Origin of the sequence: Streptomyces sp. NPDC046805 (assembly GCF_040645355.1) — a bacterium.
GTDB lineage: Bacteria > Actinomycetota > Actinomycetes > Streptomycetales > Streptomycetaceae > Streptomyces.
In genome coordinates, this window is the sequence record NZ_JBEYYC010000069.1 from 1 (window position 1) to 11,350 (window position 11,350).

Genomic DNA, 11,350 nt, shown 5'->3' on the forward strand with positions numbered 1-11,350 from the left:
CAATCTACGACGGCCCCGGTTGACTGACCGGTCCCGGATCTCGAAGTCCATCGCACTCCCCAGCTGGGGTGTTGCGACGACCACAAGAACTCAAGGCTTGTCGGTGGGGGCCGTTAGCCTGTCGGTATGCCTGAGCGTGTCAATCCGGAAGGCAGCGGCGGCCTGATCCCTTTGGGTGCTGCGGACGTTCTGTGGGTCGGCTTGACGACCCAGAGCGCTGTGCCGACGGCTTCTGCGGCGTTCACCTGTTCTCCTGCTCATGCCGGGGTGGGGTACGTCCTGCTCGGCGACCGTGTGGTGGCGGCGGTGAAGGCAAGCGACGGCCAGTGGAGCGTTCCGGAGACTGAAGTGCGCCGGGCGGCAGCGGAACTGAACGCGGTTCAGATGGACTGCCAGGACCTGGTCCGCATCGGTCCGTTTGGTGGCGCGCCGAAGAAGGAGTGCAACGAGACAACGCTGCTGCGCTGGCGCCAGCGCATCACCCGGGAACTGCAGGAGCTGGGCGAGTCCGAGCGGGCAGCACGGCGGGAAGGCGGCCGGCCGTCTCATCTGGCGGGGATCGACTGGCGTCGGATACTCGTGGAGCGAACTCGCGAACGGACGGCGCGGACTTGGTGGCTGCCGCGCGCCGTGGTCAGGCTGCTGGATGTGGCCGAGCACACCGAAACGCAGTGGCTGCAAGCCGCGCGGACCTGCCAGGGGAACACGGCCGTCACCGAGCCGCCCGACCACGGCTGGCAGGCCCGAGCCGCCGACGGCCGGCAGACGACAAGCTCCGACTGCTCGACCGCCCCGCTGCGCCCGTACAACGGGGAACTACAAGGCCACCTGTACTCGGCACTCAAGCGGAAACCGGGCACCTCCGGCAAGGTGGCTGGCTGGGCGTGCGCCATCTGCCGCACCGCGCCCGCCGCCGTACTCGACCACTGCCACGAACACGGCTACGTCCGCGCCCCCGTCTGCCACTCCTGTAACACACAAGAACGACCCGACCACCTGTACAGCAACGACATCCGTGTGGCCAGCCACTACACACGCCTCTTTGACACCCACGCCGCCGACTGGCTCCGCCACTGGCACCGCTGCCCCGGCTGCCGCGCCCGCACCACCCTGCCACTGCCACACCTCGCCGCATGGACCGCCCACGTAGCCTGCCGGTCACTGCGCCCGACCCACCGCGATGCCCGCGGCTCCCGCGCGCGCAAACCCTGTGGTGTGCTGCGCGTGTCCTGGACGGGCAGTCAGAACGCGCCCAGTTCCTGCTTGCTCACTGTCGCCGTCGACTTCTGCCCTTCCGGCGAGCACCGTGTCCTGGCGCAAGTCCCCTACCGTGAAGCCGCCAAGCAGTTTTGCACCTGGCTGGCGGAGACCGCCCCTGCCGTGGCCGCCGCGGCCGGACCCGACCGCCTGGACGGCCTCCCCGCCCGGGTCCGGCCAGTCATCGCGGACACCAGCGGTGAGGGCCTGGCGCTGTTCTGAGTGAACAGCGCGAGATCCGACTCCAACGTCAACCCACGGCCGCCTGGTGCCGGTTCGCAGCCCACCCGGTCGCGCACGAAAACCCGCCGCTTCCTCCACCAACGCTACAAAGCCCCACAATTTCAGGCATCTCCGGGACCCGTCGCGCCCAGAGTCTTGGGCCCCGTGCGCGGGCCGGGGCGCTCGGGCGGCGGGTGAAGGTCACCGGATTCGATCTGGTCTTCCGCCCGCAGCCGAGCCTCAGCCACGGTTGTCCGTGCTCTTGGTGCTGGCTTCGGCCTCCTTCTGGGTGTCGTCGTCCGGAGTAGAGTGCGCGGGCTTGGGCGCCACCACAGGCGGCACGGGTCTGGACCCGGGGATGATGTTGATGCGGATACGGATTCTCGGTAGGGATGGTGGCGTGGTCGACAAGTCCCCACGGAACCAGTCGTTGCTGTGAGTGAACCGCCCCGGGTTCGGTAGAGATCTCAGGTTGTGGTTGTGACCTGGGGTTTCGTGAGTTCCGTGTAGTAGTTGGCTTCGCACTCCGCAGGTGGGATATGGCCTATCTCACCGTGGAGCCTTCGGTGGTTGTACCAGTCGACCCACTCGGCGGTGGCCAACTCGACCTGGGCGAGCGTCTTCCAGGGCCGCCGGGGTTTGATCAACTCGGTTTTGGTCGCACTCAATGCAGGCTGCTGCGCGGGGGTGACGGAGCGCGGCAAGGGCCTCTTCCCGGGTGAGTGTCCGGTGGCTGGGGGTGCAGCCGATGACGTGGAGGAGTGTGGCGCCCGGGTGTCCGGGGCGGTGGGGCAGGTGCTGGAGTGTCCATGCGGGCGGGCGTTCTTGGGACGGGGTGTCTGTTCCGGACAGACGGTGGGTCGGGACGTGCTCGTAGGAGACACCGGGTACCGGGCGTGCGTGTGCGGGACTCACCCAGACTCGCTGCTCGGCAGGTTCGGCGGAGCCGTTTGTGCCGTTCTGCCACACCAGGATTCCTACCTGGTAGAGCCAGCCGTCCTTCACTTGTCGGCGGGCGTGGAGCCGGCCGCGGACTTCCTGGGTGTCGGGGAGTATGACGAAGATCGGAGCCCCTTGAGGTGACGTTATGGTCACGAGCGGCGATCGTGGAGCACGAGCAGCGCTGCGAGGGCCGTGGCGGGGTCAGGGTCGGGTTGGCCGATAGGCCACCAGGCGCCGTCCTCTTTCCCGTACGGATACCAGCGGCCGTCGCGGCCGTAGCGCAGTTGGCGGTCGCGGCCGACGACGGTCCAGCGGTTGCGCCACGCGCGCAGCTGGGGAGGCCGTCCGTCCGCCCAGTCCTCGGCGAGCGAGGCTCGGGCGCGGGTGAGTATGGATGGGTCCGGGGTCCAGGAGTCCTCCAGGACCGCGAGTGCGGCCGTGCCGCCGTAACTCCAGGCCCGTACCGCCTGGGCGAGGTCGATCAGCGGGCGGCCGGTGCTCTCGGCGATCCGGGCGAAGACCTCTGTCTGTGGGTGCTCGGCGGCGATGCGCACAGCGTCCTGCCACTCCGTCAGGTCAGATGGATTCGGTGGTGTGTCGTTCGCCAGCGCGGCGGCGAGTTGGCGACGGGCGCGCTCGGCTGCGTCGGCGCCCAGGGTTTCCAGCGCCTCCGGGTCGATGCCTGGTTCGGCGGGCTGGGACGTTGCGAAGACGGGCGGGTGCCCGGTGCGTTCGGGCAGGGGCGGCGGTCCGGGCAGCGGTGGCAGGTCGGCGCGCGCCGCGAAGGCCTCCCGGGCCGGTGTACCTGTGGGTGGGGTGGGAGTTCGCGGGGACGGAACCGACGCTGGAGCCGAGGCTGTCGCCTGCGATGCCGCGCGGGCGGCGTTGCGGTGGGCGAGTTCGTCCAGCAGCTGCTGTTCGCCGCGGCCGCGCATCAACAGCAGTACGAAGGGGTCTTCGTCCAGCAGGCGCGCGACCTGGTAGCACAGCGCGGCGCCGTGCTTGCACGGGTAGCCCCAGTCGGGGCAGGAGCAGGACGGCTCCAGGTCGTTGGCGGACGGTAGCAGCCGTACGCCAGCCCTCATCGCGTCCTGCACCAGCTCGGTGGGCATGTCGCGGTCCAGCAGCGCGGCGATGTGCCCGGCGCGCGCCGCCACCGCGTTGAGGAGCCGGTCCCATTCCGCGCCGCTGAGGACGGGGATCGCCAATGACACTCGGTAGGGCCGCGGCCTGCTGCCCTGCACTGGGGCGCTGATCCGGCCCGGGACCACGGTCATCTCACCCACGGATCCGCGCCGCGCGTAGGTGCGACCGCGGGTGAGGCGGCCGGAATCGAGTGAGCACTCCTCCAGCGCCGACACCCACGCCTCGCCCCACCAGGTTGAGACGAAACCGCCCCGGCGGCCGGGAGCCGGAGGGAAGGGAGGGAAAGTGCGGGCAAGCTGATCCTGGCCCCGCTGCTTGGGCTTCGTCGGGCGCGGGCTCACGTGCGGCTTCCCCTCGTGGTGCGCTGACGGTCTGTGCTCCAAGGCGTGGTGTTGCGGCGCATCGTTACCAGTTCGGCTAGTTCGGCATCGGAGAGTTCGGTGAGTGCCGCCTCGCCATGGCTCAGCACTGCGTCCGCGAGCCCCTTCTTCTGCTTGAGCATCTGCGCGATCCGATCCTCGACCGTCCCCTCCGCGATCAGGCGGTGCACCTGCACCGGCTGGGTCTGGCCGATGCGGTACGCGCGGTCGGTGGCCTGGTCTTCGACCGCCGGGTTCCACCAGCGGTCGAAGTGGATGACGTGGCCGGCACGGGTCAGGTTGAGGCCGGTGCCGGCGGCCTTGAGGGAGAGCAGGAAGACCTGCCGTTCGCCGCGCTGGAAGCGGTCGACCATCTCCTCGCGCTGCTTCACCGGCGTTTGGCCGTGCAGGAACAGCGCCGCGATGCCGCGGGCTGCGAGATGCTGCTCCAGCAGCCGGCCCATCTCGACGTACTGGGTGAAGACGAGCACCGAGCCGTCCTCGGCCACGATCGCATCCAGCAGCTCGTCGAGCAGCTCCAGTTTGCCGGAGCGGCCGGCGAGCTTCGTGTTCTTCTCCTTCAGGTACTGCGCCGGGTGGTTGCAGACCTGCTTGAGGCCGGTGAGCAGCTTCATCACCAGGCCCCGCCGGGCCATTCCGTCCGCCTCGCCGATCGCCGCCAGCGACTCGCGCACCAGCGCCTCGTACAGGGATGCCTGCTCCTTCGTCAGCGAGACAGGCTGGTCGGTCTCGGTCTTGGGCGGTAGCTCGGGGGCAATGCCAGGGTCGGACTTTCGGCGGCGCATGAGGAAGGGGCCAACCAGGCGGGCGAGACGGTTCGCACTCTCCTGGTCTCCGTCGGCCTCGACCGCGCGGGCGTAGCGGTCACGGAAGGCGGTGAGCGTGCCGAGCAGGCTGGGTGTCGTCCAGTCGAGCAGGGCCCATAGCTCGGAGAGGTTGTTCTCAACCGGGGTGCCGGTCAGCGCGATGCGCCCGGCGGCGGGGACGGTGCGCAGCGCCCGCGCGGTGTCGGAGTACGGGTTCTTGACGTGCTGCGCCTCGTCCGCGACGAGCAGGCCCCACGGCATAGCGGTGTCGGCCAAGAGCGCCGCGTCGCGGCGGAGTGTGCCGTACGTGGTGAGGACGAAGGCGTTCGGTGTGAGGTCGTCCAGGGTGCGACCCGGGCCGTGGAAGCGGCGTACGGGGATGCCGGGTGCGAAGCGCTGCACTTCGCGCTCCCAGTTGCCGAGCAGGGACGTCGGACAGACCACCAGGGTGGGGCCGTGGGCCGATCGCTCGTGATGGCGCAGGTGGAGGGAGATCAGAGTGATCGTTTTGCCGAGGCCCATGTCATCGGCGAGACAGCAGCCCAGGCCGAGGGAGGTCATCCGGTCCAGCCAGATCAGGCCCCGCAGCTGGTAGTCGCGCAGGGTGGCTGCGAGCATGGCGGGCTGGCCGGTGGTGGCCGCTGCGGCGTCTTGGCCCGCCTCCGGCTCGGCGATCCGCGCGCACAACTGCTCCAGGGCGCCGCCCGCAGTGACCGGTACGGACGTGCCGTCGATCTCTACCTCGCCGGTCAGCGCCGCGCCCAGGGCATCGATCGCGGTGAGCTCCCCGCCGCGCTGCTTGCGGACCTTGCGGATAAGCGCCTGGTCGACCACCACCCACTGGTCGCGCAGGCGCACCACCGGGCGGTGCGCCTCGACCAGGCGGTCCATCTCCTCCTCGGTCAGCGACTTTCCGCCCAACGCCAGCTGCCAGTGGAATTCAAGGAGCTGACCGGAGGAGAGGAAGGTCTCCAGGTCCGACTGCGTTTTTTTGCGCTGGGGTGGCTCCAGCAGGCCGGTCGCGGTCAGCTCCTTCGTCAGGCCCTTTGGCAGGTGGACCTGGATTCCGGCGGCGGCTAGCCGCTCCGCAGCCTCGCCGAGCAGTTCCAGCAGCTCGTCGTCGGCGAGCTGCAGCACATCGGGCGCGGCGGTCAAGAGCAGGCGTGACAGCGGCGGCCATGCCTTCGCGCCGCGGCGCAGCGCCAGCAGCGCGTCGATACGGGTACGGGCGCCGAACTGCTCCGGAGCGGCTGCAGCCCCGGCCCACAGCTCGGCCGCATCTGCCACCAGAGTGGGGTCGGCGAGGCTGTGCAGCTGCACCACGGCCCGGAACTTTGGCCCGGCGCCGCCGCTGTCGCCGAAGTCTCCGCCGTCCCACGCGTCGCTGTCTCCCTCCAGACGCAGGGAGACGCGCACGCCCGCGTCCATCCCGGCGGCCACCTCGGCCGCCCACTCACGCTGTTCGGGGATAGGCACCGGCGTCCGAGCGGCGAAGGCCGGACCGGCCATCAGATGGCGCGCTGCCGGGGAGCGCGGCAGGCCGTCCGCGACCGCGTCCACAAAGGCCCGCAGCAGCGGCTCGGCGGCGGGCAGTGCTACGGGCGACGAGCCCGGCAGCGGGACTGCGCGCGCCTCCGGCGGCATCGCCGCCGCGAGGTCGCGTATCCGGCGCACGTCGTCACCGTCCAGCGGACCGAGCCGCCAGGCGTCGAACCCGGTGGGGCTCAGCCCGGGCAGCAGCCGCCCCCGCGCGGCAAGTTGAAGCGCGATCAGGGCCCCTGCTCCCCACAACGCGGCGGAAACGGAGGCGTTGCCGCTCTGCACCATGGCGCGAGCGCGGGTGAGTACGGGCACCGCCTGCGCGACCGGCAGCAGCACCGCGCTCACGCTCCGCCGCCGGATCCCGTTCCCGTGCGGCCGCACGGCGGTGAGCTCCACCGGCTCCACATCGCAGTCGGGCATCTTGCCGCCGTCCGCCCGCCAGAACGCCACACGGCCTTCCCTGGCCGGATCTCCGGGCAGGAAGACGGCTTCGCATGTGCTGAGCGCGGCTGAGGCAGCCGGCGCAACCGCTCCCGGCTTCCTCTGCTCTGCAGGCTCATCCACTTCGACGACCTGGACGATACGCGCCATGATCGTATGCCCTTCGAGCCGGGGTGCGGGCATGCGCTGAAGTGACACCATCACGCCTTGTCATCGCGCATCCACAAGCTGTACGGCGGAATGCTATCGGCCCGTGACGGGCGCTCGCGGCGCGGACAAAGGACGCACGAGCGTCAGTGCACCCAGTCCTTGAGCGGCTCGATGTCCAGCGTGACGCCGACCGGCGGAGTGGACGACGACCACGCACGCGTCGCAGTCGATGGGCAGATACACGAGGATGCCGGCCTCGGCCTCGGCGCGGCGCTTCTCGACTCGGTCGCGCTGCTCAGATTCGGGCCGCACGAGGTCTCCTCGACGACCACCAGAGTGCCCTCCGGGCCGGTTGCGGCGTGGCCGAGGTATTGCAGCTTGGCCTGGCGGCCGTTGCCGCTCCAGGTGAGGCCGGCGCCGGTGAGGGCGCGGCCGAGCTGGGCGCAGCGTTCCGCGGTGACGCGGGTGCACGTTGCCACGGGTCGTCTCTCCTTGTGATCAGGGGCAGGTCGGACGGAGTGGACGTGCCCCGGGGTGGTTTGGCGGTCGGCCGCCCCGGGGTGTGGGCTCGTCGGCCTACGGATCTGTGAGGTCGCGGTGGATGCGCTCGCTGGTTTCGCAGGCTTCCCGACGGGCCTGGTCTGCTGCGGCCTGCGGGTTGGTGGCGTAGATGACGTTGACGCTGGCGAAGGTCTCTTCGGCGTCTTGCAGCTGCTGTTCGTGGGCGTCGGCCTGTTCGCCGGGATCGGTGGGGGGCTCCTCGACGTGCCAGATGGCGATGTCGCCCCCGCTCTTCCACTGATCGACCACGAAGTACGCGCGCTCTGTGCTCTCTGGCGCGGCGGTGGGGCGGTGGGGCGGGTGGCGGTGATCGCTTCGTCCACTTCGGGTTGGGCATGAAGGGCCTTCCGTGGGGCGGTGGGTGGGCGGTGGGTGTCGAGCTGCTGGGCATCCGCCGGCGGGGCCTGGGCGAAGCGGCGGATGTGTTCTTGGCGCGCGGGCTGCTCCGCAGACGCGACGCGCTGCCGCTACGCGGCAGGGGCGGGCCGGCGAGCGCTCCGCGCTCCTGAGGCGGGTGAGCGCTCCGCGCTCGGGCGGGGCGGCCTCTGCGGGCGTGGTGGCTGGGCGGGTACCCGTGGGGGAGTACGGGTGCCCGCCCGGCGGTCAGGGGGTCAGACCGTGTGGAGGGCGAATGCCTTCTCCATCAGGTCGTTCGCCGCTCCGCTGATGACCCGCTCGGCGCGGGCGTCCGCCTTCTCGGCGTCGGTCTTGCCCCGGGTTGGGGCGACGTGGTTGGCGTACTCGGTGAGCGCGTTGTATCCGGCCCACCGCGTGCCCCGGATACCGGCCTGGGTGCCGGCGTGCTCGAACAGGTTCGAGATCGCTCCCCACCGCTGGCGCTGGTTGGTCTTGGCGCGGGCGTGGTCGCTGTCCTTGACCGGCCACAGCTCGTCCACCACCGACTTCAGCTCACTGAGCGTCATCTCGGCTTCGATCATGCGCTGTGCGGCCTGCTCGAACTCCTCGGCGTACCGGAACGTCAGACCGAGGGCGGAACGGGCCTGCGCGATCCGGGCCTTGGCTCCGGCGGTGTGCCGCACGACGAACGAGGAGCGGGCCCCGTGGATGGCCGCGCGCATGGTGTTCGCGCACACCACCCGGACCGGCGTCACGACGATGCGGAACGCGCTGCCTCCGTCGTGGCTGTTGAACGCTGCGATGTACAGATCCACGTCGTCGTTCCCGCCGATCGTGAGGGTCTGCGGCATCTTCATTGTCAGGAACACCTGGCGGCCGTCCTTGAGTGATCCGGCGGTCTCGAAGTGCGCGCCGGACTCGTCGGCCAACAGGTTGAGGAACTCGGCGTGTTCCTCGTTCTGTACGGGGTGGTAGTCGCTGCCGACCACTCCGAGTGTTTGCGTGCGGCCGGTCTTCGGGTGCGTGCGCGCGGTCGCGAAGTGCTGCGCGACCTCCACCGGCGTGGTGCCCTCGGCCGTGATCTCGGTTGCGGTCAGGGGGAGGAGCCGCACGTTCCAGCCGGAGAGAGAGGCGATGCGCATGGCCTCCTCGGCGGTCATCGCGCCGTCGGTGACGGTGCCGAGCTTGTGCCAGGCGCTCGTGTTGGCGGAGGCGAAAGCGGCGGTGCCATCGGTGAACTGCTCGATCTCGTGAGCCACTTGGGGCTTCCCTTCTGGTGACGAACTTTCGGCGTGTCCGGTAGGGGGCCAACCCTTCCGAACTGGTTCCATAATACCTAATTTGGAGGGTGGGGCAACCGATTAAATTTCCGGTGCGCCCCACCCCCCGGGGCGGCATGCTGACCTGCGGTTACGACTGCGGCGACTTGTGCCGGCTCAGGTCACTTCTCCCGCCCGGCAAGGACGGTAACGCCGTAGTAGAGGTACTCCGGCACGTGGAACACGTTGGTCTCGACCGGGTAGTACTGCGGGCACTCAGTGACCATCCGGAACATCCGCCACCCGTCGACCGCGTCGGTCTCCGACCACTCCAGAACCTTGCCGAAGCCTGCGAGCGTGTCACCGACCGCGAGGTACTTGACCTGTGCGCGGTAGCGCATGGTTCCGGTCCGGTCGGTCCCCTCCTGCTCGACCACATGGGCGCGGGGGTGGGTCTTGAGCTGCTGGGCGATCCTCTGACTCATGATCAGTTTCCTTCCGTGGGGGCTTACGGCTGCCAGCGCTGCAGCAGTGCTGTGACGCTCCACGTGTGGACTCCGGTCAGTGCGGTGACGAATGCGCCGTTCCTGTACTCGCTGAGGCGGTAAAGCGTGGACTCTCGTCCTCGGCGGTCCAGTTCGCGCTCAATGCGCGTCACCCAGTAGCGGCCGTGACAGCACTCCTGAGACCCGTGATAGCTGACCAACTGCCCGATGCCGGGGCCACTTTCCGTGTGCATGGCGGCGGACAGGTTGGACAGGGCCGTACCGAACGTGTAGGGCGGCAACGGCACGTCGGCCAGCGCGGGCCCGGTGTGCCCGGTCCGTACGCCAGAGACCCATCCCACATCGAAAAGGGGCCGGGCCAACTCGAGCACGTCGTGCGGGAAACCGATGTCCTCGGGGAGCTGCTCCAGTGCCGCCCGGAAAGCGGCCTCCATCTGCTCTCGCTCACCCTCGGTCGCCGGAACGGCGCGGTGGGCGGGCTCAATGCTCGTCATGCTCACAGTGACTTCCCTCCGGTTGATGTAGGTGCTGGGGCTGTCCGGGGGAGCCCGGTAAACCGGACCCCCCCCCCGGAACTGCCTCCTACTTCAGTCCGCGCGTCCGCAGAAATTCACTGATGCGGAATGCGACGGCTCGCACCGAAAGGGATGCTCCTCGGAACGTTCCGAGAATGCGGGGCCCTGTGTCGCCGTCGTGAATGATGTGGAACTCAAAGCCCTGAGCGACCGGCAGAAGAATTTGAATGGGACCGGCCGTGGTCTCGAACCGAATTGACGTGGTGTTGTCGTCCTGGTTGTGCACGATGACGGCGTCCCGGAGGAGTTCCGGGCGCGGGAGGAAATTAGCGATCCGGCGGGCCTTTGCGGCCTGAGGGGTGGTGATCTCCTCCGTGCTGGGAGCCACCTTGCCTCCGCTGATGACGATTTCCACGCTTACGCCTTTCTGCTGACGAACGTTCGGCGGTGCCGGTTAGGGGGCCAACCCTCCGACATGTTCCATAATACAGCACTCGATCTGTTGCACCACCCCACGCGCAAACTCCTGCGCTATCTCCTGCGCCATCCCCTGCCCTCAACCAGCGGCCGGCCCTCCCAACACCCCAGGTCAGGTGGCCCCTTACGCGTAGTCGGAGGAGCTGACATCCCCTCTGCTGCCGCTCTCCCTGCCCGAATGAGAGAAAGGTGGGGGCGGGCTAGGGCGGCGCGGCGGCCTCGGGGATCGGGGCCGGAGTTTCAGGTTGCGCGTCGGCGGGGGCCTCCGCGCTCGGGGCGCTGGCGCGCCCGAACCGCACAGCGGCCTGCCGGAGGCAGCCCAACCCCTCACCCCTGAACGAGCGATCGGGCCCCGGAGGGGCCCTACCGCCCTTCGCTTGTATTCCGTGATTTATTTTTCCTCACGGAATACAATTCAAGTCTCCTCGGTTTCAAGGGAATCGGAGATTCCCCCTGAAACCAAAGCAGAGAAAGGGAACATGACGAACCCTCAACCCAATCCCCAACTCACACCTCAACTTCCCACCCCCACAATCAAAATCAACACCCGAATTTGTGCCGGAGGCACAAACCCTCTCCGCACGTCTTTTCGTGCCGGAGGCACACAGGGTTATGGAATGGCCGGAGGCCAATTCCATAACCCACCGCCGGAGGCGGGCAATTCGCGCGGGGACGCGCGAAACGAGCGTAGCGACAGCCGCGCTGCGAGGGCAATCGCGAATCCTCGAGCATCTGCGGCGCGACCCGGGCCTCGGTGGAAGGCTCCCGTCTCCACCTTCCGGCCCCCGC

General features: G+C 69.1%; 9 protein-coding genes and 2 pseudogenes. 1 reads left to right on the forward strand and 10 read right to left on the reverse strand.

Annotated elements, in window-relative coordinates; all coding sequences use genetic code 11:
* Nucleotides 1-126 precede the first annotated feature (126 nt).
* Nucleotides 127-1,479, forward strand: a complete 1,353-nt coding sequence (locus tag ABZ910_RS35765) for an endonuclease domain-containing protein (RefSeq protein ID WP_361373528.1) — start codon at nucleotides 127-129, stop codon at nucleotides 1,477-1,479.
* 467 nt (nucleotides 1,480-1,946) lie between these two features.
* Here the strand turns inward: ABZ910_RS35765 and ABZ910_RS35770 are convergent.
* The 10 genes and pseudogenes from ABZ910_RS35770 to ABZ910_RS35815 form a co-directional block, all read right to left on the reverse strand.
* A pseudogene (locus tag ABZ910_RS35770) lies at nucleotides 1,947-2,135 on the reverse strand (integrase core domain-containing protein); the annotation flags it as partial.
* A gap of 13 nt (nucleotides 2,136-2,148) precedes the next feature.
* A pseudogene (locus tag ABZ910_RS35775) lies at nucleotides 2,149-2,574 on the reverse strand (hypothetical protein); the annotation flags it as partial.
* Nucleotides 2,571-3,635, reverse strand: a complete 1,065-nt coding sequence (locus ABZ910_RS35780; protein ID WP_361373544.1) for an SWIM zinc finger family protein — start codon at nucleotides 3,633-3,635, stop codon at nucleotides 2,571-2,573. The gene ABZ910_RS35780 and the pseudogene ABZ910_RS35775, both read right to left, overlap by 4 nt.
* 269 nt (nucleotides 3,636-3,904) lie before the next feature.
* A complete protein-coding gene (locus tag ABZ910_RS35785) occupies nucleotides 3,905-6,745 on the reverse strand; it encodes a DEAD/DEAH box helicase (protein ID WP_361373530.1) in 2,841 nt (946 codons plus the stop codon).
* Nucleotides 6,746-7,029: 284 nt separating this feature from the next.
* On the reverse strand, nucleotides 7,030-7,365 hold the full coding sequence (locus ABZ910_RS35790) for a hypothetical protein (protein ID WP_361373532.1): 336 nt from the start codon (nucleotides 7,363-7,365) through the stop codon (nucleotides 7,030-7,032).
* A 97-nt stretch (nucleotides 7,366-7,462) separates the two neighbouring features.
* Entirely contained in the window at nucleotides 7,463-7,696 is a 234-nt protein-coding gene (locus tag ABZ910_RS35795; protein ID WP_361373534.1) for a hypothetical protein, read from the reverse strand.
* A gap of 362 nt (nucleotides 7,697-8,058) precedes the next feature.
* Nucleotides 8,059-9,063, reverse strand: coding sequence for a DUF932 domain-containing protein (locus ABZ910_RS35800; RefSeq protein ID WP_361373536.1), 1,005 nt, complete (start codon nucleotides 9,061-9,063; stop codon nucleotides 8,059-8,061).
* Between the two features lie 182 nt (nucleotides 9,064-9,245).
* Nucleotides 9,246-9,548, reverse strand: coding sequence for a hypothetical protein (locus tag ABZ910_RS35805; protein WP_361373538.1), 303 nt, complete (start codon nucleotides 9,546-9,548; stop codon nucleotides 9,246-9,248).
* 23 nt (nucleotides 9,549-9,571) lie between these two features.
* Nucleotides 9,572-10,063: a hypothetical protein gene (locus ABZ910_RS35810; RefSeq protein WP_361373540.1), complete on the reverse strand. Its 492-nt coding sequence runs from the start codon at nucleotides 10,061-10,063 to the stop codon at nucleotides 9,572-9,574.
* Nucleotides 10,064-10,151: 88 nt separating this feature from the next.
* On the reverse strand, nucleotides 10,152-10,499 hold the full coding sequence (locus ABZ910_RS35815) for a hypothetical protein (RefSeq protein WP_361373542.1): 348 nt from the start codon (nucleotides 10,497-10,499) through the stop codon (nucleotides 10,152-10,154).
* Between the last annotated feature and the right edge of the window lie 851 nt (nucleotides 10,500-11,350).